This is a genomic window from Longilinea arvoryzae (assembly GCF_001050235.1).
Lineage (GTDB): Bacteria > Chloroflexota > Anaerolineae > Anaerolineales > Anaerolineaceae > Longilinea > Longilinea arvoryzae.
Genome location: NZ_DF967972.1, coordinates 237,613 through 261,839 on the forward strand (window position 1 = coordinate 237,613; position 24,227 = coordinate 261,839).

At 58.3% G+C, this 24,227-nt stretch carries 20 protein-coding genes; 10 read left to right on the plus strand and 10 right to left on the minus strand.

Translation table 11 applies throughout. The annotated features are described in order from the left end of the window. Positions 1-67 precede the first annotated feature (67 nt). A complete protein-coding gene (gene rarD / locus LARV_RS01095; protein ID WP_075071899.1) occupies positions 68-961 on the minus strand; it encodes an EamA family transporter RarD in 894 nt (297 codons plus the stop codon). Between the two features lie 432 nt (positions 962-1,393). On the opposite strand from rarD, the gene LARV_RS01100 reads away from it, so the two are divergent. From LARV_RS01100 to LARV_RS01110, 3 genes are all read left to right on the plus strand, one after another. After that, a complete protein-coding gene (locus tag LARV_RS01100) occupies positions 1,394-3,142 on the plus strand; it encodes a carbon starvation CstA family protein (protein ID WP_075071900.1) in 1,749 nt (582 codons plus the stop codon). 228 nt (positions 3,143-3,370) lie between these two features. Next, positions 3,371-4,018: an NAD(P)H-dependent oxidoreductase gene (locus tag LARV_RS01105; RefSeq protein ID WP_075071901.1), complete on the plus strand. Its 648-nt coding sequence runs from the start codon at positions 3,371-3,373 to the stop codon at positions 4,016-4,018. A gap of 105 nt (positions 4,019-4,123) precedes the next feature. Beyond that, positions 4,124-4,876, plus strand: a complete 753-nt coding sequence (locus LARV_RS01110) for an acyl-[acyl-carrier-protein] thioesterase (protein ID WP_075071902.1) — start codon at positions 4,124-4,126, stop codon at positions 4,874-4,876. Between the two features lie 6 nt (positions 4,877-4,882). Here LARV_RS01110 and LARV_RS01115 read toward each other — a convergent pair whose 3' ends face one another. Together LARV_RS01115 and LARV_RS01120 are read right to left on the minus strand one after the other, a co-directional pair. Further along, positions 4,883-5,101: a hypothetical protein gene (locus LARV_RS01115; RefSeq protein ID WP_075071903.1), complete on the minus strand. Its 219-nt coding sequence runs from the start codon at positions 5,099-5,101 to the stop codon at positions 4,883-4,885. Between the two features lie 58 nt (positions 5,102-5,159). Beyond that, positions 5,160-6,326 (minus strand): pyridoxal-phosphate-dependent aminotransferase family protein, encoded by a 1,167-nt coding sequence (locus tag LARV_RS01120; RefSeq protein WP_075071904.1) that lies wholly within the window; start codon positions 6,324-6,326, stop codon positions 5,160-5,162. Positions 6,327-6,652: 326 nt separating this feature from the next. Here LARV_RS01120 and LARV_RS01125 point away from each other — a divergent pair, with 326 nt between their 5' ends. From LARV_RS01125 to LARV_RS01135, 3 genes are all read left to right on the plus strand, one after another. Continuing rightward, entirely contained in the window at positions 6,653-7,927 is a 1,275-nt protein-coding gene (locus LARV_RS01125) for a GNAT family N-acetyltransferase (RefSeq protein WP_075071905.1), read from the plus strand. Between the two features lie 141 nt (positions 7,928-8,068). Then, positions 8,069-9,421, plus strand: a complete 1,353-nt coding sequence (locus tag LARV_RS01130; protein ID WP_075071906.1) for a glycerate kinase type-2 family protein — start codon at positions 8,069-8,071, stop codon at positions 9,419-9,421. After that, the gene (locus LARV_RS01135; RefSeq protein ID WP_075071907.1) at positions 9,418-9,885 is read left to right on the plus strand and encodes a GNAT family N-acetyltransferase; all 468 of its coding nucleotides are present in this window, start codon (positions 9,418-9,420) and stop codon (positions 9,883-9,885) included. The genes LARV_RS01130 and LARV_RS01135 overlap by 4 nt, the downstream gene beginning before the upstream one ends. A gap of 257 nt (positions 9,886-10,142) precedes the next feature. Here the strand turns inward: LARV_RS01135 and LARV_RS01140 are convergent, their stop codons facing one another. Next, the gene (locus tag LARV_RS01140; RefSeq protein WP_075071908.1) at positions 10,143-10,655 is read right to left on the minus strand and encodes a rubrerythrin family protein; all 513 of its coding nucleotides are present in this window, start codon (positions 10,653-10,655) and stop codon (positions 10,143-10,145) included. A gap of 240 nt (positions 10,656-10,895) precedes the next feature. Here LARV_RS01140 and LARV_RS01145 point away from each other — a divergent pair, with 240 nt between their 5' ends. Then, positions 10,896-13,454 carry a BsuBI/PstI family type II restriction endonuclease gene (locus LARV_RS01145; protein ID WP_201785851.1) on the plus strand — a complete coding sequence of 853 codons (2,559 nt, stop codon included), beginning with the start codon at positions 10,896-10,898 and terminating at the stop codon, positions 13,452-13,454. 5 nt (positions 13,455-13,459) lie between these two features. Here LARV_RS01145 and LARV_RS01150 read toward each other — a convergent pair whose 3' ends face one another. The 6 genes from LARV_RS01150 to LARV_RS01175 all read right to left on the minus strand — a co-directional run bounded on the left by LARV_RS01150 (position 13,460) and on the right by LARV_RS01175 (position 21,670). Further along, complete coding sequence (locus tag LARV_RS01150; RefSeq protein ID WP_075071909.1) at positions 13,460-15,820, minus strand: glycoside hydrolase family 31 protein; 2,361 nt, start codon at positions 15,818-15,820, stop codon at positions 13,460-13,462. Positions 15,821-15,950: 130 nt separating this feature from the next. Further along, on the minus strand, positions 15,951-16,994 hold the full coding sequence (locus LARV_RS01155) for a LacI family DNA-binding transcriptional regulator (RefSeq protein WP_075071910.1): 1,044 nt from the start codon (positions 16,992-16,994) through the stop codon (positions 15,951-15,953). Positions 16,995-17,001: 7 nt separating this feature from the next. After that, a complete protein-coding gene (locus tag LARV_RS01160) occupies positions 17,002-18,402 on the minus strand; it encodes an alpha-amylase family glycosyl hydrolase (RefSeq protein ID WP_075071911.1) in 1,401 nt (466 codons plus the stop codon). A 9-nt stretch (positions 18,403-18,411) separates the two neighbouring features. Further along, positions 18,412-19,269, minus strand: coding sequence for a carbohydrate ABC transporter permease (locus LARV_RS01165; RefSeq protein WP_201785852.1), 858 nt, complete (start codon positions 19,267-19,269; stop codon positions 18,412-18,414). Continuing rightward, entirely contained in the window at positions 19,266-20,189 is a 924-nt protein-coding gene (locus LARV_RS01170; RefSeq protein ID WP_075071912.1) for a carbohydrate ABC transporter permease, read from the minus strand. Before LARV_RS01170 ends, LARV_RS01165 begins: the two co-directional genes overlap by 4 nt. A gap of 143 nt (positions 20,190-20,332) precedes the next feature. Continuing rightward, positions 20,333-21,670 (minus strand): ABC transporter substrate-binding protein, encoded by a 1,338-nt coding sequence (locus LARV_RS01175; protein WP_083522235.1) that lies wholly within the window; start codon positions 21,668-21,670, stop codon positions 20,333-20,335. Between the two features lie 235 nt (positions 21,671-21,905). On the opposite strand from LARV_RS01175, the gene LARV_RS01180 reads away from it, so the two are divergent. From LARV_RS01180 to LARV_RS01190, 3 genes are read left to right on the plus strand one after another with little or no spacing between them, the layout of a single operon-like run. Continuing rightward, a complete protein-coding gene (locus tag LARV_RS01180; RefSeq protein ID WP_075071913.1) occupies positions 21,906-22,787 on the plus strand; it encodes a hypothetical protein in 882 nt (293 codons plus the stop codon). Further along, positions 22,771-23,310 (plus strand): hypothetical protein, encoded by a 540-nt coding sequence (locus tag LARV_RS01185; RefSeq protein ID WP_075071914.1) that lies wholly within the window; start codon positions 22,771-22,773, stop codon positions 23,308-23,310. Before LARV_RS01180 ends, LARV_RS01185 begins: the two co-directional genes overlap by 17 nt. Beyond that, a complete protein-coding gene (locus LARV_RS01190) occupies positions 23,307-24,191 on the plus strand; it encodes a hypothetical protein (RefSeq protein WP_075071915.1) in 885 nt (294 codons plus the stop codon). The genes LARV_RS01185 and LARV_RS01190 overlap by 4 nt, the downstream gene beginning before the upstream one ends. The last annotated feature ends 36 nt before the right edge of the window (positions 24,192-24,227 follow it).

The window sequence follows — 24,227 nt, forward strand, 5'->3', positions numbered from 1 at the left end:
TCGTCCCCTTTCATTATATATAGGAAAAGCGCGTCAATCAACTTGCCTGGAAAAGTCAATTTCCAGGTCAATCCGCCGGGAGCGGGCTGGCGGCCATCGTCCGCCTGGCAGTGATGAGGCTCTCCGCGGAAAAGAGGATCAGCGCCAACCAGATGGCGCAAAAACCGATCAGGCGCTCTGCCGTGAAGGTTTCGTGGTAAAGAAATATGCCGGTCAGGAACTGGAGGGTCGGAGAAGTATATTGCAGCAATCCCAGCGTGGTGAGCGATACCCGGCGGGCGCCGATGGCAAACAACAGCAGGGGCACAGCCGTGACAATGCCTGAAAGAGCCACCAACAGGCTGAGCTGCGGGGTGGTGTGGCCAAAGCTGCCTGCGCCGTGAATTTCCACGGCAATGAGGTAACCCAGGGCAACCACAAAAAGCGAGCCGGTTTCAAGGGTCAGGCCGGGCAGCGGGCCCAACGGCGCCAGTTTCTTGACCAGACCGTAGAGGCCAAACGAGAATGCCAGTCCCAGCGCAATCCAGGGCAAGCGGCCAAAGCTGATGGTAAGGTATAAGACGCCGGCCGAGGCCAACGCCACCGGTATCCACTGCAAAGGACGCAATCGCTCGCGAAGAAAAACCACACCCAACACCACATTGACCAGAGGATTGATGAAATACCCCAGGCTGGCTTCCAAAACATGGCCGTTGTTGACGGCCCACACGAACAATCCCCAGTTGATGGCCAGCAAAAGGCCCGCGCCGAGGTAAATCAAGAAGGTGCGCAGGGTGAGGCTGGCGCGCAGGGCGGGCCAATCGCGGCGCAGAATCACCAGCAGAATTAAGAAAAGAAAAGACCACACAAAACGGTGCGCCAGGATTTGATCGGCAGGTACAGTTTGAATGGCTTTAAAATAAATTGGAATCAATCCCCACAAGGCATATGCCAGAGCAGCAGAACCAATACCGTTTTTCATTGTTCACCCGCAACCTATCATAATAGGCCAATTTTACCAAAATTTATAGAAATTCGATGAAAGATCAAACGAAGTGAAGATTTACAACCCGTTCGCAGAAGAATGGATACGCTGGTTACATCGATTCTCCCGGACCGTGAAAAAATCCATACCTTATTCGTTAAAACATATGAGGAATATCAGGATTGAAATGTGATGACAAAAATCTAAAATAAACTCAGGTAGGCAAACGCTTACCACGCTTTTATTCCTTAGCGTATCTTTTCCCAAACCCACACTTCCCTCCGTTGAATAAGAACCACAAGTGCATTGGAAACCGTGAGTTATCACTCGGGCACCCCTTGGGGTGCCAAGACCCATTGCTAACACGCTGCATGCCGGCGTGAATCATTTTTTCTTGTTGGCGCTTTTTGCGCCAGGAGGTTCCGCACAATGAACATTATCTTCATTGTATTGGGTGTCTGTGCATTGTTTTATGTTGCATATCGCACCTACGGCACATTCCTCGCCAAGAAAGTCTACTTTCTCAACAACGAAGCCGTTACTCCCGCTGTTGAGATGGAAGACGGCCTTGACTATGTGCCGACTGAGCCGAAGTTCCTCTTAGGCCAGCATTTCTCCGCCATCGCGGCGGCCGGCCCGATCACCGGCCCCATCATCGCCGGCATTGCTTATGGCTGGCTGCCCACCCTGCTCTGGATCCTCATCGGGTCCGTCTTCATCGGTGGCGTACATGATTGGGGCGCATTGATCGCTTCGGTTCGCAACAAGGCTCGCTCCATCACCGAAACCGTTCGCACCAACGTGTCCCGGAGCGCCTGGATTCTGTTCAACCTGTTCATCTTCGTCACCCTGGTGATGATCATCGTGGCCTTCACCGACATCACCACGGCGTCCTTCGTGAACCAGGTTGACATCGGCAATGGTGAGATGGTCGGCGGCGGCGCTATCGCCACTTCCTCCATCCTGTACCTGTGTCTGCCGATCATCATGGGCTTCCTGCTCAAGTACACCAAACTCAGCCTGACCTGGGCGACCATCATCTTCCTGCCGTTGGTTGCCGTGGCGATCTGGGTTGGCAAGTACATCCCCATCAATATGCCCACAGTCCTGGGCCTGGCCCCGCAGAAGGTTTGGAACATCATCGTTCTGATCTACTGCTTCGTGGCAGCCATCGTCCCGGTATGGGCGCTGCTGCAGCCCCGTGGTCACCTGGGCGGCTACTTCCTGTATGCCTCCGTCATCGTGGCGGCCATCGGTGTTCTGTTCGGCGGTTTCAAAGTTCAGTATCCCGCTTTCACCGTTCCGTTTAGCGAGGGCAGCAAAGCCTGGTTCCCGCTGTTCCCAATGATGTTCATCACGGTCGCCTGCGGCGCGTGCTCCGGCTTCCACTCGCTGGTTAGCTCCGGCACCACCTCCAAGCAGATCAAACGCGAAGGCGACACCAAGATCATCGGCTACGGCGCCATGCTGATGGAAGGCGTTGTGGCTGTGATCGCTCTGTCCACCGTGATGATCGTTGCCAAGGGCGACGCCCTGCTGACCAAATCCCCGAACTTCGTGTATGCGGTCGGCATCGGCCACTTCATGAAATTGATCGGCGTCAGCCCGGCCTTCGGCATCTCCTTCGGTTTGATGGCCTTCACCACCTTCGTCTATGACACCCTGGATATCTGCACCCGCCTGGGCCGCTATATCATCCAGGAACTCACCGGCTGGAAGGGCTGGTTTGGCCGTATCTTCTCCACCCTGATCGTCGGCGGCACCCCCGCCATCCTCATGCTCATCAACTTGACCGATGCTGAGGGCAAGCCCGTCTCGGCCTGGAGCGTCTTCTGGAAGACGTTCGGCGCCTCCAACCAACTGTTGGCCGCGCTGGCCCTGATCGGCGTCACGGTCTGGCTGCTCAACACCGCCAAGAACAAGAAGGCCTGGCTGGTTACCTTCATCCCGGCCTGCTTCATGTTCCTCATGAGCTCCTGGGCCCTGGTCCGCATGTTCGTTACCTATACCTTCAAAGACGGCGCCTGGATTGGCCTGCCGGCTGGACCGAATGTCATCATCCCGGTTGCGAGCGTCATCTACCTGGTGCTGGCACTTTGGATGGCCTGGGAAACCTACCGCGCGGTTGTCATGCACAAGGGCGCCAAGATCGAAGCAGCCCCGGCTGCAACCGACTAAGCCCGAATTTAGTACCATTCGTTTTTTCCAAACCCTTGAGACCCGCCCCTACCCGGCGGGTCTCAACTTTTCCGGCGCAATTGTTCAATTCCCTGGACTGACCCAATCCTCTCCTTTCGAATGGGGCGCTTCGAGTCCGAGCGGAGTATAAATAATTGCGTTTCGCCGATCATTTTCCTGTTTTCCTAGAAAAGATCATCCGATCCTAAACCTCAAGGAATTACTGTCATGAAGCTGCTTTGCATCTCCGCCTCGAACATCGAACCCTTCCGCCAGCAGTCGGCTTCCACCCGCGCCTGCCGCATCGCCGCCGAACTGGCCGCCGAACGCGCCGCGCTGGAATGGGATCTCCTCACGCTGATCGATTACGAACTGCTCCCATGCCGCATGTGCGGCAGGTGCCTGGAAAGCGGGCGCTGCTGCCGGGATGAAGCGTTCAACCAGGTTTACGCGCGCATGCAGTCCGCCGACGCGGTGCTGGTGGTGGTGCCGCATTACGCGCCGATTCCATCCAAAGTGGCCATGCTGTGCGAGAAACTGCAGGAGATGGCCTTCCTCAATTCCTGCCGCGACTCCCATTACCGGGGGCCGCTGCACGGCAAACCGGTCGGCGTGATCGCGCACGGCGGCCAGACGGATGAAGCCCTGGCCTATTATTACAAGAACCTGGCGCTGCCTGTTGCCAGCGCGCTGGCCGGAGTGGGTATGCGCCCCGTGGGTTCAGGTGAAGAGATGCCTTACGGCGCTGTCTTTGGCATCCGCGCGCTGCATATGCCCGCGGAAAATGACATCTTTTGCACGATCGAACACGATTGGGACGCCATTCGCACCCGCCTGGCGCCGTTGGTTGACAATCTGGTTGCCGCGGCCGTCTGACCCGATCGACAGCGGGATGTAAAATTCTTTACCGAAACGCCCTCCCGTTTTGGGTGTTTTTGGGTTAAGATTCCGGAAAATATATCCTTGACAGGTTCCAATAAGATGATTGATTCCAAACCCATCTATGAAGAAACGATTCGCGTCAACAACTACGAATGTGATTTCAATCAGACTCTAAAACCGGCCGCTTTCTTTCAGCATCTGACCGAAGCGGCCGGAATTCACGCCACGCAATTGGGCGCCGGGTTCGACGTCCTTTACGCCCAGAACCTGTTCTGGGTGCACTCGCGCATGAAGATTCAATTCTATCGCTTTCCGCGCGTCGACGACCGGGTGACCATTCGCACCTGGCCGAAGACCATTCAGCAGAAATTGTTCTTCATCCGCGACTATGAGATGTTCGACGCACAGGGCCAGCGCGTGGCAGCCGCGACGTCGGCCTGGTTGATCATCAACGCCACCACCCGGCGCATGATTCCCCCGCAATCTTTGAACCTGAACTTGCCGACCCATGACCGGATCGGGTTGGATGAGCCGTTGGAGCGCATCGGCCTGGCAAAAGACGGCCAGGAACGCCTGTGCGTGCGGGCCGCGTATTCGGCCGTCGACATGCTCGGGCATGTCAATAACAGCCGGTACGTCGAATGGATATGCGACGCCTTCCCGATGGAAACATTCAAGCAGCACAAACTCGATTGGCTGCAGATCAATTACGATCACGAAATTCGGCCGGGCGAAGAAGTGGCTGTGCTGGCCAACCCCACCGAACGGGACGCCAATCTGTGGGCTCTGGAGGGCGTCAACCGATCCAACGATACGCGGGCCTTCGAATCGGCGGTGCACTGGCAGGATTGATTGGGTTCAACCCAGGCGGCGCGCTTCCTTTTGCGCCAGCAACTCGGCGCTGGATCGCTCACCCACCCGCAACGCAGCGCCGGTTTCTTCCCAGAAACAATAGCCGCCCGCGTCCATCCAGCGCAGCACCTGAATTTCATACGTTCCGCCGCTGGCAGCGCTCACCCGTACTTTCCATTTTTTATTTTTTGTAATGATTTCGCGCACCGTACGGTTTTTATCCACGGCGCACTCCCCGATTGAAAAATCAGGGGCCGGATTATTCTCCGGCCCCTGATCATACTTATTTCAAATATGCCTGTTCCGCGGCAGCCAGACCGGCGCCTGCCTGGAATTGATATCCGCAGGCCGCCAGACCGGTTTCGATGGCCCCCAGCGTGGCCAGGGCGTCGCCCAGCGTGACCGCGCCCATGTGTCCGATGCGGAAATATTCATTCTTGATGGCGGGATGCAACCCACCCGCCAGGGTGACGCCGGCTTTTCCCACCAGCGGCAGCAGGTCGGCGCCGTTCACACCGGCCGGGAAACGCGGAGCGGTCATGGTGTGAGCCGCAATGGCGTCGTTGAGCGGGACCTGGCCCATGCCCAGGGCTGCGATTCCCGCCTTGAGGGCGCGGCTGATGCGCGCGTGACGGGCAAAACGGGGTTCGAGCCCTTCCTGTAGAATCTGGCCCAGGCTGACATCGAGCGCGAACACCAGGTTGACCGCCGGCGTGCCGAAATAAGCCGTCTTGCGGGCTTCGTAGGCCTGCATGACCGCCAGCCAGTTGTTCCAATCGGCGTAGTAACTGCCGACCGGCGTTTTGCGTGCTTTGAGAGCCGCCAGCGCGCGCGGTCCGGCCACCAGCAGCGCCAGACCCGGCGGAACCCCGACCGCTTTTTGCGACGCAGTAAAGGCCACGTCCACGCCCCATTCGCCCATGCGCAGTTCTTCGCCGGCCACCGAGCAAACCCCATCCACCACGACCAGCGCGCCATAGCGCTGTCCGAGCGCGGCCAGGCTTTTTATGTCGGCCAGCACGCCGGTGGAGGTATCCACATGGGTAATGGTCATCACTTTGTAGCTGCCGGTTTTCAACGCGCGTTCGACGTCCTCGAGCGCGGGATGATCGCCCGGCGCGGCCCGGACATGGCTTACCTTGGCTCCGTAGCGTTCAAGGATATTCCCGATGCGGTCGCCGAAGTAACCCGTGTTCACCACTAATGCCGCGTCGCCGGTTTCCACCAGATTTGCGCAGGCCGAATCCATGCCCAACGTTCCGGTGCCGGCCAACACGAAGGGCTGGCCGTCCGGGCATTGAAAGAGTATGCGCGTGCGTTCCAAGGCCTGCCCGAAGGCTTCAACAAAATCGGGCGCCAGGTGGCTGGCCGTTGGCGCTCCCATGGCCGATAGAACGGCCGGGTCAAATTCAATTGGCCCAGGAATCATCAATAGAGTTCGGTTTTTCATAGCAGCTTCCTTATGAAAAATGGTTATTCCAGGGGATGGGGACTTAAAAAGAAGGGGCGCAATAATGTTCGTGCGTGTCAACGGCAGTGTGTTACAAGGGTTAGCGCCCCGGTAACAATCATTATAAAACAGGCCAGGGCAGGATTCACTGGGCAATATTCACTTATGCTTCCGTCAAATATCACGAATCGGCCTCAGCGCCATTGTGAGGTTGGATATAATATTTAATAAGCAAGCTGGCATGGATAACCAAAGAGAAGATCCACCTACGTCCTTTGGGCAAACGATGAACGTCTCACAGGTTCTCCCCTTTAGGAGGCGCTGCCATGATCGATCCCCACGAACCCATTTTTTCGGTCGAATTGCCTGAATCGCTGACGTTGCGGTCGGTCAGCACCTATGATGAATTGGAACGCGTGGCCGCGTTCAACGGCCTGATCCACGGCCCCGAAGTCATCGGCTTTACGGCCAATCTGTTTGCCGCCCACCCGGATACACGCGGCCGGGATTTGTTGTACATCAAAAACGAGAACAACGAGGTTATCGCCTCGGGCTGCCTGATCCCTTGGAAGTTGCACTTTGGTGAAGTAGACTTGCTGGCCGGTGAACTGGGGATCGTCGGCACCCGGGAAGATTACCGCGGCCGCGGCCTCAACCGCCACCTGATGGGCGCTTTCTGGCAGCGCTTTGCGGATCGCGGCTGCCTGCTTTCGATTATTCAAGGCATCCCCTATTTCTATCGCCAATACGGCTACGAATATGCCCACCTGCCGCTCGAGGGCGGCTGGCGCCTGCAGCCCGATCAGATTCCGGCCCCGATCACCGAAGGATATACTTTCCGGCCGGCCGTACCGGACGACGCCATGCTGCTGGCCGCCCTGTACGAAGCGCAGGCCGGCTATCAGGATATCAGCGCCCGGCGCACAGCCGGCATCTGGCGCTACCTGTTGAGCGACCTGCGCAAACCCGATGCCATGGAGCACGAAACCCTGGTTGTAGTTTCACCCCAGGGCGACCCGGCCGGTTATATCCGCCTGCCGAAATATCGCTTTTATGAGAACCTGATCGCCGTAGATGAGTGCTCGGAGTTGAGCTTCCCGGCGGGGTTGGCCGTATTGAACGAACTGGCCCGGCGTGCGCTCGCCCAGGGACAGGATGGTATTCGCTTCAATCTACCGCCCACCAGCGGCCTGCTCAAATTAGCCCAGGCGTACGGAGCCGCCAGCCTGGGCGGTTACTCCTGGCAGGTGCGCGTCCCGGATATGGCCGCGTTATTGACCCATCTGGGTCCCGTGTTCAGCGCGCGCCTGGCCGGCTCGCCCTTTTCCGGCCTGAACCGCAAGCTCAGCCTGGACCTGTACCGCCAGCATATCGAAATGGATTTCTGCGGCGGAGCCCTTAAATCCGCCGTTTTTGTGAAACACTGCCAGGACCCGATTTTGCGCATCCCGCCTGAACAGGCCGTTCCGCTTGTCCTGGGGGGGCGCACGCTGGATGAAATCAGCGCCAGCTATCCGGACGCCTCGCCGCAGCACCTGTGGAAGCCGCTGATTCAGGTGCTCTTCCCCAAAACACGCGCCTTCCTGGCTACGATCTATTGAGGGGACGGTAATCGTTGATGCGGTATTCGTGAGAAGTGAATGGTGAACCGCTCCATGATTCACACTTCACGCTTCACAAATTACACATAACGGCGCCCGAATGACGAATCACGTATCCACACCCCGGGCTATAATTTATTTATGAACCCCGATCGTTTCGATACGCATACCTTGAGAACCCTGCCCTGGGGAAACGACGTCCGTTTGGTCCTGGCTGCAGCATTGGACGCCGTCGATCCGCAGCAGGCTGTTTTGCGCGCCCTGCAGAACGATCCCCAGATCTCGGCCAGCCTTTCGGGATATCGCCGCGTGCTGGCCGTCGGCGCCGGCAAGGCGGCTTATCCCATGGCCCTGGCGCTCGAGCAGGCCCTGGGGGATCGCCTCGAACGCGGGCTGGTGGTGACCAAAGACGGCCACATTCCCACGCCCAACGCACTGCGCCGCATCCGGGCCGTCGAAGCCGGGCATCCGCTGCCGGATGAACGGGGCGCTCAGGCGGCGCGCCAAATCGCGGATCTGTTGAACGGCGCGGGGTTGCACGACCTGGCATTCTGCCTGATCTCCGGCGGCGGCTCGGCGCTGCTGACCGCGCCCGCGCCGGAGATTCCCCTGGCCGATTTGCAGCAACTGACCACGCTGCTGCTGCGCAGCGGCGCGCCCATCCAACGCATCAACGGGCTACGCAAGCATCTTGAGATCCTCAAAGGCGGCGGGTTGGCGCGTCTGGCGGCGCCGGCTCGGGTGATCACCCTGATCCTCTCGGATGTGGTCGGGGATCCGCTGGACGCCATCGCTTCCGGCCCGACCGTCCCCGACTCCACCACGTACGCCGGCGCCTGGCACACCCTGGAAGAGTTTGGCCTGCTGGCCAGCGCGCCGCCCTCCATCCTGGCGCGCCTGCGGCATGGATTGGAAGGCCGGATTCCTGAAACCTTAAAGCCGGGGGATCCGGTCTTCGCACGGGTGAGCTGCCTCCTGGTGGGCAGTAACGCGCTGGCGGCCGATGCGGCCGCCCGGGAAGCCCGCTCGCTGGGCTGGAATACGGCCGTTTTGACCACTCAAAAAGAAGGTGAAGCCCGCACGGTCGGCGCGGAACTGGCCGAATTGGCGCGGCAGGTGCTGCGTGAGGGTCTCCCGGTGCCGGCGCCGGCCTGCCTGATTCTGGGCGGCGAAACGACCGTCACGGTGCGCGGGAGCGGCCGGGGTGGTCGCAACCAGGAAGCCGCCCTGGGCGCAGTCGCCGGACTGGCCGGGCTGCCGGGTGTGCTGGTGGTTTCACTGGCCACCGATGGCGGCGACGGTCCCACCGATGCGGCCGGCGCGGTGGCCAGCGGCGAGACGCAGGCGCGCGCAGCGGCGCTCGGGCTGGATCCCGAGGAAGCCCTGCTCGATAACGATGCCTATCCCCTTTTCGACGCGCTCGGCGACCTGCTCAAGCCCGGTCCCACGCGCACGAATGTCAATGATTTGATGTTCGTGTTTGTGCGGAAATGACCGGATCCCTCGATCTTCCGTCGGGCGTCATGCTGCGCCACGCCGAACGCGCGGATGCGGTTCGTATCCGGCGCCTGATCCACCAGGTGGGCATCAATCCCCTGGCGCTCGACTGGCGGCGCTTTATCCTGGCAGTCGATGCCGGCGGGCAAGTGCTGGCCTGCGCCCAGATCAAACCGCACGCCGACGGTACCCGTGAACTGGCTTCGCTGGCGGTGGTACCGCAGTTCCGCGGCCTGGGTCTGGCACGCGCGCTGATTGTGACCCTGCAGACGCAGGCCGGTCCGCCGCTCTACCTGACCTGCCGCTCCGGGCTGGAGCCGCTCTATACCCGGTTTGGTTTTCGCCCGTTGACCGACCCGGAGTTGCCGCTTTATTTCCGAAGGCTGCGGAAGATTGCCAATCTCATCCTCTCCGTGCTTCGTTCGCCGGATGGTTTGAGCATCATGCGCTGGGACGGCTGATCCGGGCGGGCTTTTCTTAAGCTGGATGACAGTTGGTTGAAAGGTGTCTGTATATTTTCCGCGCGCAGAAACCGGTATAATGAGAACGTCCAATGAAATTGGCAAGTGAAAACAAGATAATTGGTCCGGAACAAAAACATTCCGGTTTGGATTTGCGGGCAGCGTTCGACTTCGTCCCCAAGGAGTAACAGCCCGCTCCAAGAATACGTCAGGCTGGTCATCGACCAGCCTGATATTTTTTACTTTGCCGTATTTAATTAGGAGATCTTCTCGAACCTGGCGCCGGGCGTGCCGCACACCGGGCAGCGTTCGGGTGCGCCGCGTTTGTGTACGAAACCGCACACCGGGCACACGTAATAATCATATTCTTCTTCTTCTTCCTTCTTGCCGGCTTCCAGCAGAGCCAGGGCTTCGCGATACAGCGCTTCGTGGATCTTTTCCACCTCGAAAGCATTGTGGAAGCTGTTCACCGCGCGGCGGTTCTCACCTTCCGCTTCGGCGTCCTTGATGAACGCCGGATACATGCTGACCACTTCGTAATTTTCGCCGTGAATGGCATCCTGGAGGTTTTCAGCGGTGGATTTCACGCCGTCCATGGCTTTGTAGTGGGCAATGGCGTGCACGGTTTCGCCTGCCGCCGCGGCGCGGAACAATTTTGCAATTTGCGGATACCCATCCGCCTCGGCTTTTTGGGCATAGGCGGTGTACTTTCGGTTGGCCTGCGATTCACCGGCGAATGCGGCCTGTAAATCTTCCAAAGTTTTGCTCATAATATCCTCCATTGAAAATTGATTGGTTTGTGAACAAGTTATGGTCGGTATGGCTTAAAGTTAACCGATCTGATCTTTTTTGTCACCTTGCGCAAATCATACCACACTCGTGACAAAGCTCACAAGGAAATCATCCTTAATTCTATCGTCATCTGCGCAAGTCTTATACCTGAAAAGCGGTTTTCTCTCATAAAGTGTTAAAAATGTTCTATAATATGGGTTGCTAGTAGCAATCTCACTTTGCTGATCGAAATTTCTTGGTTATCCATCATTCTAGTCAATATGCTTGCCGATCCCTTGTTCACAAACGAATTTCTTAAGCGCATAGAGATCATTCGTTCTCTGGCGCATCAAGGCATTAATCGTTCAAAACAGACGGAATTCGGCCAATTTTTTACACCCATCGAAACAGCCAGCTTAATGGCCTCAATGTTCTCAAACTCGTCCCCCGAAATTCACCTGCTCGATCCAGGGGCGGGAATGGGAATACTAACAGCAGCATACATCGGCCATATAATTCGGTTTTCACCAAAAACAATCCATGTTACGGCTTATGAACTGGATTCGGACTTACTATCTGGATTAAAGAAAACGATGTCGGAATGTAGTTCATACTGTCAACAGAAGAAAATCAATTTTCAATCTGAAATTAAACGCCAAGATTTCGTCGAATCGATTTCGAAATCCTTAGGTTCGAAAGATTCTTTCTTCCCACTTGAAACCCCAAATTTCAATGTGATCATCATGAATCCTCCTTATCGGAAGATTAATAGTGATTCCAAGGAACGAATACTCCTTCGTTCAATTGGAATAGAGACTACAAACTTATACACCGCTTTTCTCTGGCTAGCGATAAAGTTATTATCCGAAAATGGGGAACTGGTTGCCATCATTCCTCGGAGCTTCTGTAATGGATCTTACTATAAGAATTTTCGCATTGATTTCTTGAAAACAATGTCCATTCGTCGGATTCATATCTTTGAATCCAGAAAGATCACTTTTCATGAAGATGATGTTCTCCAGGAGAATATTATTATTCATGCGATCAAAAGCAAAAGCAAACCGGATTTCGTCACAATTTCATCTAGTTCAGGACCGGATGAAGAAGATTTACAACTCCATCAAGTCAAGTATGAAAATCTGGTATATCCCCAAGATTCTGACCAATACATAAGAATTGTTTCTGATCAGATCGGTCAACAGTTTGAAGAAAAAATGAAAAGATTTTTCACGACTCTGCAAGACCTGGGTCTATCGGTATCGACCGGAAGAGTTGTGGATTTTCGGGCAAAAGAATATTTGTCTTTTGATATCGATGGTTTAGAAACCATCCCGCTAATTTACCCAAATTCATTTCAAAACGGATTTATTCTTTGGCCACCCCAACGTGGAAAAAAACCGGTTGCCATACTTTCAAAACCTGGGATCGAACAAATCGTTATACCCGCGGATGTATATGTTTTGGTACGCCGTTTTTCTGCAAAAGAAGAAAAGAAACGGGTTTCTGCGGTGGTTTATGATCCGAATCAAGTAAAAGCGGATCGAATTGGCATTGAAAATCATATTAATTATTTTCATAAAACCTATGGAGGGTTATCAATAGACCTTGCAAAAGGGTTGGCCTTATATCTGAATTCGACCTTCTTCGACCAATATTTTCGACAGTTGAGTGGGCATACTCAAGTGAATGCAACAGATTTACGCAATGTCAGGTATCCGACTTCTCAACAGCTTAGCAGTTTGGGAAAAAGAATAGGGGAAGTGTTTCCAGATCAAGAAACAATTGATATCATCGTTGGAGAGGAGCTCAATTTGACTACAAAGACCTCGGAAAGCGACATTTCTGATCCTATTCAGGTCAAGAAAAGGATCGGAGAAGCCCTGAGTATCCTCCAGGAACTAAATGTTCCCCGGCTTCAACAAAACGAGAGATCAGCCTTATCTTTACTCGCATTGGTTCACCTAAAACCGGATAATCCCTGGAGCAAGGCCGAAATATCCAGGCTGGGTATAACGGAAATGATGGACTTCTTCAGAGATTATTATGGAAAGAATTATGCGCCGAACACACGTGAGACCGTTCGGAGACAAACGATCCACCAGTTTATGGAACTTGGGTTGGTGTTGGCGAATCTAGATGACCCCAAGAGGCCCATTAACAGTCCAAAAACGAAATACCAGATCGAAGAATCAGCTCTGGAACTCTTGCAAACCTTTGGAACAAAAGAATGGGAGACGAAATTATTCGTCTACTTAAAAAGTACACCTTCTCTGGCAAGCCTTCAAGTTCGTGAAAGAGCTATGAATTTGATCCCGGTTACACTTCCTAACGGACAGGAGATCAATCTATCGGCTGGCGGGCAAAATGATCTGATCAAAAAGATCATTGAAGAGTTTTGTCCTCGATATACGCCGGGTGGAAATGTCATCTATGTCGGTGATGCAGGTAACAAATTAACGGAAAACGAGCGAAAATACTTTGAACAACTCGGAATCAGTATCGATCCCCATGGAAAAATGCCTGATGTCGTGGTTGATTTCCAATCCAAAAAATGGTTGGTTCTAATCGAAGCGGTCACAAGTCACGGCCCGATTGATAATCAACGGCATAACGAGCTCAAAGAGTTGTTCAGATCGAGTAATCGGGGCCTTGTTTTTGTGACGGCCTTTGAAACTCGCAAAGCGATGAATCGTTTTCTCAAGGATATTGCCTGGGAAACCGAGGTATGGGTAGCCGAAGCCCCAAGCCACGTCATTCATTTCAATGGCGAACGATTCCTGGGGCCTTATGAAGAATAAATAGTCTACAGCCTGAAGTTCAATTCGCGTTCGGCGCCGTCATCATCCACTTCAAGGGTCAACAGGTGCTTGCGGATCTCATACAGGCCGCCGGTGTGTCCCAACCGGCTGTATTCGGGCACGCCGTGCAGGCGCAGCACCAGCTTGCGAGCCAACGGCTGCCAGTTGCCCTGGCGCGCGCCGATAGTCAGGCGCAGCAGGCCGGTCGAGCGTTCCAGGCGCAAATTGCGCACGCTGCGGGCGCCCTGGCGGTAATCCAGGCTGTGGCCATCATCCTCGTAGAACGTGAACGCGCCGTCGCCGGGGTACAATTCCAGGGTCAGCGGATCGAACGGCTTTTCGTCGGTATGCAGCATTTCCGGACCCAGCGGTAGAATCGCGCCGCCGCGCACATAAACCGGTATCGACTCCAATGGGGCGTCCGCCAGGATATGCCGGCCGCCCTGAAGGACTTCGCCGCTGTCCCAGGCGTACCAGTCTCCTTCGGGGAGGTAGACGCTGCGGGCGCGTACGCCGGGCCGCACCACCGGCGCAGCCATGACGAACTCTCCCAACAGGAATTGATCGTACAGGTAGGCCGTTTGTGGATCCTGGGAATAGTGATAGAGCAGCGGGCGCATCACCGGCTCGCCGCGCTGGCTGGCATTCCAAAACAGGGAATAGAGGTAAGGCAGCAGTCGGTAGCGCAGGCGCAGCCACTTGCGGGAGATCTCTTCCACCTGCTGACCAAACGCCCAGGGTTCCTGACGGATGGTGCCAATGCACGAATGCCCGCGGCAGAACGGGAATAACGCCCCGGCTTCGATCCAGCGGGCGAACAATTCAGGACTGGCATTTCCGGAAAAGCCGCCGATATCCACCCCAACGAAGGGAACGCCCGAAAGCCCCATGTTGAGCATTTGCGGCAGCGCCATTTCCAGATGCTCCCAGGAGGAATGGTTGTCGCCCATCCACGAGGCTGTCCAGCGTTGAATGCCGGCGTAGCCCGAGCGGCACAGTGCGAATGGACGTTCCCCGTTCAGGTCGCGTTCGAGCCCTTCGTAACAGGCGCGCGCCATGCCCAGGCCGTAAAGATTGTGCAGCTCGGCGTGCGTTGTCCGCTCACCGGGACCACCCTGCTGCGCATCCAGCGGCAGCGTGGTGACCTCGCCACCGCCGCCCTGGCTGAAGGGCTGAATGAAGACGGCCGGCTCGTTCATATCGTTCCAGATTCCGGCCACGCCATCGGCCACCAGGCGTTTTTGCTGCTCGCCCCACCAGGCGCGCACATCGGCGCGTGAAAAATCCGGCCAGACCGATTCATCCGGCCAGACGTAGGCATGCACCTCCTCACCCTGCGGCGTGCTCACAAACGCCTGCAGTTTCTGTCCGGAGGTATACACCGGATAATCCGGGTCCACCTTGACTCCGGCGTCGATGATGGGCACCACCCGCACGCCCTGCGCCTTCAAATCCCGCATAAGACCGGCCGGGTCGCTGAAATTCTGGCGGTTCCAGGTGAAATCCCGGTAGCCGTCCATGTAATCGATGTCCAGGTGCACCGCGTCCAGTGGAATCTGGCGGCGTTTGAATTCAGCCACCAGATCGCGCACCTCCTGCTGACTGGCATAGCTCCAGCGGCTCTGGTGATAGCCCAGCGACCAGAGCGGCGGCATGGGCGTGCGCCCGACCAGCGCGCTAAACCCGGCCACGATTTCTGTCGGACTCGAGCCGCACATCACGTAAAGGTCCAGCTCGCCGCCGTCGGCGCGCAGGGCCATCTGGCCGGCCTGGGTCAAATCGAATTCGGAAAGGAAGGTGTTGTGGAAAAACACCCCCCAGGCCAGCCCGGGACGCAGCGCCAGCGCAAAGGGAATGGCGATGTACATCCGGTCGACGTCCGGGCCGTGCATGTGGCCGGGGTCGGTGGCCCAACAGGTCATCCGGCTGCCGGTTTTTTCCAGCAGACCGGTGCGTTCGCCGAAGCCGTAGAAGCGCTCGCTTGGATCGGTGATCAGGCAGGCGGTCACCGGACCCTCCTCCTGCCAGGCCGGCAGCTCGTTCATTACGCAAAAACGCTGCCCGGCAACCTCGAAACGCAGTCCGCCGCCGCGTTGGTAGACAACCTGCATATCGCCCATCTCGAGGCGGATGGATTGTGAATCCTCCCGCAGCGCCAGCACGGGGGTGGTGAAATCCTCATCTGGCGCGGCCACATCCCACGAACGGCGCGGGGCGAACTTACCCCCCGGCCCCAGGCGCAGGCGTACGCAGTGATTCCCCAAAGCCGAAATGCGCAGGTTTGCGCGTTCGAAAACCAGTTCCAGATCCCGCCCGCCCTGCCAGAAACGCAGCAACGAGCCAGGTATGTTCATCGGGTGTGTCATGCCAGCCCCTCATGAGTGAAAGTTATGTTGATTCTATCACCGACCCAGGTTGAGGGCATCGAAAGGCAGAAGTTTGTTCAGGGGGAAATCATGCCCCCGATCGACTCTCTCCCCCGCCAAGCCAGGCCTGTCAGTCTTCGTTTTTTGGGGGCGGGCAGACCGATGAGCGCTCGACCAGACGGGTCGGCAGAACTTGATGGATGGGTTGGGAATTCGATTCGATCAACTTCACCAGTTCCCGGGTGGCCATTTCCCCTTTTTCGCGCGAGGGCTGCGCCACCGTGGTCAGCGCCGGGTGAATCAGGCTCGCCAGGGTAATGTCATCGAAGCCGACCACTGAAAGATCGCGCGGCACCTGCTGCCCGGCCGAAGCCGCCGCCTTGATCACCCCGATGGCGATGATATCGCTCATGGCAATGATGGCGGTCGGGTGGTGGCGGGATTTCCACAGGGTCTGGAAGCTTTCCATGCCGCCTTCTTCTGTGCTGGCGCATTCCAGCAGGCGCACCGAACGCCCGTTGATGGTCAGGCCGTACTCTTCCAGCGCCTGCAGGTAGCCGTGCATGCGGGCGCCGAGCGTGCCAACGTATTCGCGATAATGGCCCTGCTTGCCGGAACGGATCGCCAGGATGGCGATCTGGCGGTGGCCCAGTGCCAGCACGTGCTGCATGGCCTGACAGGCTCCCCCCGCGTCATCCACATTGATGGCCGGGACGCCCTCGATTGGATCGCTGTCGACCGTGACGAAGGGTACGCCACGCTGGCGCAGCACCACCATGGTGGCTTTCGACTCTTCCAGGCCCAGGGTCAGGAAACCGTCCACCGCAGCGTTGACGATGGCCCGGCGCATGCTGCCCTTCAGCGGCGGAACGAGCATCAGCGAAAGCCCCGAGTGGGTGCAGACCTCGCCGATACCCTCCAGGAACTCCGGAAAGTAGGGGTTGCGTACGATTTCTGGCAGCGGTTGCGGCAGCAGCAAACCAATGGTGCCGGTGCGTCCGGTGGACATGCTGCGCGCGACCGGATCGGGCGAATAACCCATCTCTTCTGCAATGGCCAGGATCTGCTGGACCGTGGCTTCGGACAGGCGGCTGGGGTTGTTGAACGCAAAGGATACCGCTGTTTTGGATACCCCGGCTTTTCGAGCGATATCGGTAATATTGACCCTGGGCATAGGCTGATTATATATTACGTTTCGAAGGGATAAGCGCCAAACCCTGCTGCGCTTCCAGTTTTGGCAGGACAAGCTGCCCGGCGCGGCTGCGATAACGCTGGCCGCTCAACACATCCACCCATTCGCCGTCGCCTTCATCGGGCAGCGGGATGCGCAGCCCGGTTTGCGAATTGCGCGGGTTGGTGACGACCACCACCCGATCCTCTGCCAACCGGCGCCGGTAAGCGTACACCCCGTTGAAGGTCAGCAGGCATTCGTAGCTGCCGCTGCGCAGCGCGGGATGCGCGTGACGCAGGGCGATCAGCTTCAACAGGGCACCCCGGATGGCGTCGTTCCATTCGTCCGGGTTCCACTCCATGCAGCGCCGGCAATCCGGATCGTTCGCGCCGCGCATGCCGTTCTCGTCGCCGTAATAGATCATCGGCGCTCCCACGCCGGTCAGCATGCAGATGTAGGCCAGGATGGCGCGGGCCGTATTTTCACCGCACAGCGTCAGCAGACGGGCCGTATCGTGGCTGCCCAGCAGGTTCAACTGCACGGGCGCAAGCACTCCGTAATCGGCCAGCAGGCGGCGCGTGAAATGATCGAAGTCCTCGGCGTCCATCGCGTCGCGGGCGCAGTAATCCAGAATGTAATCCCGGTAGGGATAATTCATGACCGCGTCGCAGGTATCGCCCTGCAGCCAGTAGAGCGGATCGCGCCAGGATTCGGCGACGATGTAGGCATCCGGCCGGATGGCTTTGACTTCCCGGCGGAACTCACGCCAGAAATCCAGAGGCACCTTCCAGGGCACATCCAGGCGCCAGCCGTCCATGCCGGTCTCCTTGAGCCAGTAGACGGCCGCGTCCAGCAGGTGCCGGCGTACCTCGGGATTGTCCAGGTTGAGTTTCGGTAAAAATCCGGCCCCGCCGCAGGTCTGGTAGTTGGGCGGGTCCTGCGCGATGGGTAAATCGCCCAGCACGAACCAGTCGCGGTACTGCGAGGCGCTTCCTTTGGAAATTACATCCTGAAAAGCCCAGAAGCCATCCCCGCAGTGATTGAAGACCGCGTCCAGGACGATGCGGATGCCGTTGTCGTGCGCAGTTCGCACCAACCGCTTGAACAGTTCCAGGTCGCCGAAGGCCGGGTCGATCTTGAAGTAATCGGCAGTATCATACTTGTGATTGGAGCGCGCGGCAAAGATGGGCGTGGTGTAAATGGCGTTGATGCCCAGTTCGCGCAGGTAGGGCAGATGGTCGAGAATACCCTGTAAATCGCCGCCCATGAAGGTCTGCGGCGTTGGTGGCGTCCCCCACGGCAGCACCCAGGCGGGATCGTTGCCCGGGTCGCCATTCGCAAAGCGCTCCGGAAAGATCTGGTAAAAGACGGCGTCTTGCACCCAGTCGGGAACGGCGTTAAATGGGTTCATAAAGTCGATTTATCCTTTCAATCCGGATCGGGTGAGGCCGGAGATGAAACTGCGCTGGGCGACGAGGAAGAGGATGAGCGGCAGCAGGGTGGCCGTGACCGTGCCGGCCATCATGTAGGTCCATTCGGTCTGGTAGCGGCCGGCAAAGACCTGCAACCCAAGCTGGATGGTGCGCATCGCCTCGGCGTTGGCTACCAGCAGCGGCCAGAGGTAATCGTTCCAGGCGAACAGGAAGGCAAACAGGCCCATCGTGACCACCGAGGAGCGGTTGAGCGGAACCACGACCTTCCACAGGGCCTGCCAGTGCGAGCAGCCGTCCAGCCGCGCGGCATCCAGGTAATCGCGCGGAATCGAGATGAAGGCCTGGCGCAGCAGGAAGATGGAAAAGGCATCCACCATGCGCGGCACGATCAAGGCCTGGTAGGTGTTGAACCAGTGCAGATCGCGAATAATGAGGTACGAAGGAATGATGGTGGCCTGGAAGGGAATCATCATCGTGCCCAGGAAGAGCAGGAAGAGCAGATTACGGCCGGGGAAGCGCAGGAAAGCGAATGCGTAGGCCGCCATCCCACCGAATACCACCCGCGCGGCGATGATGGCCACGGCGACGATGGTCGTGTTGAGGTAGTAGCGCATGAAGGGCGCCGCCTGCCAGGCTTTGACGTAGTTGCCGAATTCGAATACCGCCGGAAAGAGGTAAGGCGGCAGGCCGGTGGTGCCGCGCGCCTTCAACGAGGTGGTGAACATCCACAGATAAGGCACCAAAATCACGAAGGCCGCTGGAATCAGGATCAACGCCAGCATCAGGGTGGCGCGCACCCTGCGCGGGGTGACCGGTTCTGAATCGGATTTCTGGAAGAGGTTCATTCCGCCTCCTCCGCCGAGCCAAAGCCAACGAAACGCCACTGCATCAGGGTAAAGGCCGCCACCACGATGAACATGACCACTGAGATGGCCGCGCCGTAACCCAGTTTGAAGGATGAGAATGAGGTCGAATACATGAACATCCCGATGACTTCGGTGGCGTCGCCCGGCCCGCCGCGGGTCAGCACCATCACCTGGTCGAAGACCAGGAACGAATCGACCACGCCCAGGATGACCAGCATGATGGTCGTGGAACGCAGCAGCGGCACGGTGATGTGCAGAAAGCGCTGGAAAGCATTGGCGCCGTCGATTTCGGCGCTCTCGTAATATTCCTTGGATAACGACTGCATGGCCGCCAGGTACAGCATGGTGGTAAAACCCAGCCTGCGCCAGATGCCCAGCGTCATCACGGTGGGCAGCGCCCAGGTGGTATCGGCCAGCCAGTTGAGCCCCTCCAGGCCAAGGGCGCGCAGCACGACATTGACCAGGCCAAAACCGGGGTTGAACAGCAGGATCCACACCATGGCGGCTGCCACGGTGGGCGTGACCACCGGCAGGAAGAACATGCTGCGCCAGAAGGATTTCCCCAGCAGGAGTTGATTGTTGAGCAAAACGGCCAGTACCAGCCCGAGGAAGATGCTCAGTACGGTTACCACCAGGGTGTACTCGCCGGTAACTTTCAACGAATTCCAGAAACGATCACTCTGAAACAGGGTAATGAAATTATCGAAGCCGATAAAGGTCTTGATCTTCGACAGGTTATCCCACTTGAACAGGCTCAGGCGGAAAACCTCGGCGATCGGGTAGAAATTGAACACCCCCAGAATCACCAGCGACGGCGCCAGGAACAGCAGCGCGGTGGGAATATCGCTGCGCCGCAGGCGGGTGAACCAATTGGGGGAACTTGCGTATCGAACCTGCATGAGTATACGATCCTGTGTCCAGTTTATATGATCTTCGCGTAAAGGACGGTGTTATTTTAGCTGATGAAACGGCGGTTGGGCCGGAAAAGGAGGGGGCGGCGGCCGGCGGCCGCCGCCCCAGGAGAAATGAAACGTCTGCTCGACTACTTCAGCGCGTCATTGACCGCTTTTTCGGCGGCTGCGAGCGCGTCGGCAGGGGAAGCCTCTCCGAGCAGCGCTTTCTGGATTTCACGTGAGAAAGCTTCGGACACCGCGTAGTACTTGGAGGTGGCCGGACGAGTGTGCGCGGTGGCCATGCCCTGGACGAAGGGCAGCATGCGCGGCTCGGTCTCGTTGATCCACTTCAGGTAATCGGCGTTTTCAGCCACCGATTGGCGCACCGGCAGGAAACCTGTCTTCTGGTCCCATTCCAGCTGAACGTCGGGGCTGGTCAGGTACTGGATGAACTTCCAGGCCGCGTCCTTGTTGGGGGAAGCATCGAACATGAAGATATGCTCGCCGCCCACGTTGCTGGCGGTCGTGCCGCCCGCGGGCGCAGGCACCGGTGCGATGCCCCACTGGAAGGGAGCGTCTTTGCGATAGCCGAACAGCCAGGAGCCGTCGAGCTGCATGCAGGCCTTCTGGTCGCCGAACAGGCCCCAGGGACCCGGTTGAGAACCGTTGCCCTTCAGCATGTCCGAGACATAAGTCAGCGCTTTCAGGCCCTCGGGGGTGTTGAAGGCGGCGGCGGTATTATCGGCGTTGAGGAACTCACCGCCCGCGGCCCACAGCCAGACCTGGAACTGCCAGGTGATGCCTTCACCGGTGGGCTGGGTATAGAATTCGAAGCCGACCACGCCATTGGCCGGATCCTGGCACTGCTTGGCCATGGCCTGCATTTCATCCCAGGTGGCAGGAGCCTTTTCGGGATCCAGTCCGGCCTTTTTGAAGAGGTCCTTGTTCCAGATGAGCTGCATGTTATTGGTGCTGACCGGCAGGGCATAGCGTTTGCCGCCCATGACATCGTAATTGGCCAGCAGCGGGTAGAAATCGTTGATGTTGATATTGGCGTCCGCGGCAACGTAATCGTCCAGGGGCGCGATGGCGCCGGTTTCAACGAACTGCGGGATGAGGATCAGGTCCAGGGCAACCACGTCGGGGGTGGTGCCGCCGGCGATGGACGTCTGGAGGAGGGTGGTCATGTCGGCGTAGGGCTGGAAGACCGGCTCGACGACGATATCCGGGTTGGCCGCGTTGAAGCGGTTGACCAGGTCCTTCATCACATCCGCATTCGTGCCTTCCCAGTTGAACCAGAAGGTCAGCTTGACGGGTTCGGCAGCCGGGGCTGTCGTCGGCGCAGCCGTCGGGGCTTCGGTGGCTGCGGGGGCAGTGGTTGGTACGGCCGGCGCGGCGGTCGGGGTGGCGGCAGGAGCGCAGGCAGCAAGAACGCCCGCCAGCATGGCGATGACCATCAGCAGCGGGAAAAACTTAGTGGTTCTCATGACATTCTCCTTAAAGGGATAGCGAGGGATATAAACCGGTTTACTAAACCGGTTTAATTATAGGGCGATTCCAGATCAGAGTCAATAGGGAAAATCCGGCCCGGGCATACAATTGACCTGCAATAATTCCATTCGTTTATGCTATGATGAAATCACATCTTCTTATCTGTAACCTGCCGGTAATCATCTTTCGAATGGACCATTGCTGCCGCATGGATGCCCGAGGGGAGGCGGCGTGTTCTTCGAGAACCTGCTGCCCGCGCTGGCGTGGCTGGCGTCGGCGGCGATTCCTGTTCTTGTCCTCTGGCGCCGGAAACAGCCGCGAGGCGGGCTGATCGTGTGGAGCCTGCTTGCTGGCCTGCTGATGTGCGCGGCCTTCTGGATGGCGAATAATCACCCTGATTTGAACAATTGGACCGCCTGGCAGTCGACCCTGATGCGCTGGTCGACTTTCGGGCTGGCCCCCACCCTGGCGGTAGCCTGCATCGCGCGGTTGCTGGGCCCGCCGGTCGGATCTTCGCGTACAATCCTGAACGCCCTGGCCGCCCTTGGGTTGGCGCTGCTGCTGGCGTTGCAAATGTTTTTCACCAGCCTGTGGGATGTAGCCACGGACGGCATCGGCGAGCCGCTCCTGCTGTGGGTCGTCAACCTGGCGGCGTTGCTGTCTGCCCTGGCGCTGTTGTTCCGCGCACCGGGAGCGCGCAAGGCATGGGCGTTGATCCTCCTGGTCGGTTTACCCCTGCTGATGGCCGCTTCGGCGCGGCTGGCCAGCCGTCCACCCGGCCAGGAATGGGGGTACATGCCCGGCGTTCTGACCGAACGAAGCGCGGCGGTCATCGACGACGCCATCCAGCGCTACCACGCGCGCCAGGGCCGCTACCCGGCGCAGTTGAGCGACCTGACGCCGCGCGATCTGCTCTTCCTGCCCCGCCAGTACATCCTGCCGGGTTGGGAATGGTGCTTCGCCGGCGGCGCCGGTGGTTTTCGTTTTGGTTACATGGATCGCGAGTACTTTTCCTCGCCGCGAGAAGTGAAGATTGTATCCGAGGCCGGCGCGCTGTCTGTGCCGGCCTGGAACTGTCCGCTGGAGGAGGTGAGCGATGGGCTGGCTCCGTGAACACCTGACGCTCGTGCGCCTGTGCGTGCTGGCGCTGTTGATCATCGCGCTGCTGGGACCCTGGGTCTATGAAAATCTCAGCGTCCCGGACGAGTACGACTGTGCCCCGTCGCTGGTGCGCATCCGCCCCGGCTTCTGCGGCGACCCGATGTCCGGCTGGTTCGTCATGGGCTACTTCGGTGTGGGATTCTTCGGCGTGCTGTGGGCGCTGCTCAGCGGGGCGACCACCTTTCAGGAAGCCGGGCCCAACCTGATCGCCGGGCTGGTCTGGCTGCCCGTCCTGCCGCTGCTCAGTTCGCTGCTGCTATTGTGGCGCGGTGAGCGCCCGCGTCTGAAGGGTGCTCACATGGTGGCCCTGCTGCTGATGATTGGCCTGACCCTGGTATTCATCATCGCCGAGGACCCGACCGTGGTCAGCATCCACATGTGGGGGCCGTGGCTTTTTCTCGCGGCGCTGGCCGCCGGGCTGGCCGTGGAGAGCGTCACGGCATTCCGATCCCGATCCGGCGCGGAGGCAGCATGATCTTCGCAGAAGTACCTACCGAACTCACCCTGTTGGCGATCATCGCAATTGCGCTGTTGCTGGTCTGGTTCTGGAAACGACCCGGCAGCGGGTTCCTGGCGCTGTGCGGCTTTTCCATCCTGTTGATGGTTGTGAGCATCGCAATCGAAGATGCCCACCCCGATCTGAGACCCTTCCCGGGATGGCAAGGGTTTCTCATCCTGTGTGGAACTTTCTTCCTCGCGCCTTCGCTGGCAATCGCCTGCGCGGCGCGCCTGTTCAGCCTGCCCGCAGGCCCACGCCGCACCGCGATCAACGTGTTCATTGCCATCCTGCTGCTGGCGCTGGTGGGCGTGAAAATGTTCTTCGCCAGCCTGTGGGATGTGGCCCTGGATGGTCTCTCCGGTCCGTTTCTGAAGATCCTCGTCGGGGTGGCTGCCGTGCTCTCAGCCCTGGCGATGCTCATCGGGGCGCCGGGTTGGCGTAAGGCTCTGGCGCTGATCATCCTGGCCACACTGCCTTTGATGAACGTTTCCATTGAGTTGGCATCTCACGCGCCGAACGGGGGTTGGGGGCGCATGCCAGGTATCCTGACCGAGCGCAGCGCAGCCGTAATCGATAAAGCCATCCTGCGTTATCACGACCGCACCGGCGGCTACCCGGCCGAATTGAGCGACCTCAGGCCGCGTGAATTGCTCATTATGCCCCACCAGTACATCCTGCAGAGCTGGGAGTGGTGCTACACTGGCGACCAACAGGGCTACCGCTTCGGTTACATATACCGCGATTTCTTTGGCAGGCCGCAATCGCCGAAGATCGTGGCCGAGGTGGGCTCGCCGCCCGAGCAAGACTGGTACTGCCCGATCGATGCGGGCAGTATTGCGCCGGCTGCTCGCAATTAAGTCCAGGCGCCCGTCCAGGAAAAAAAACACCGCCGG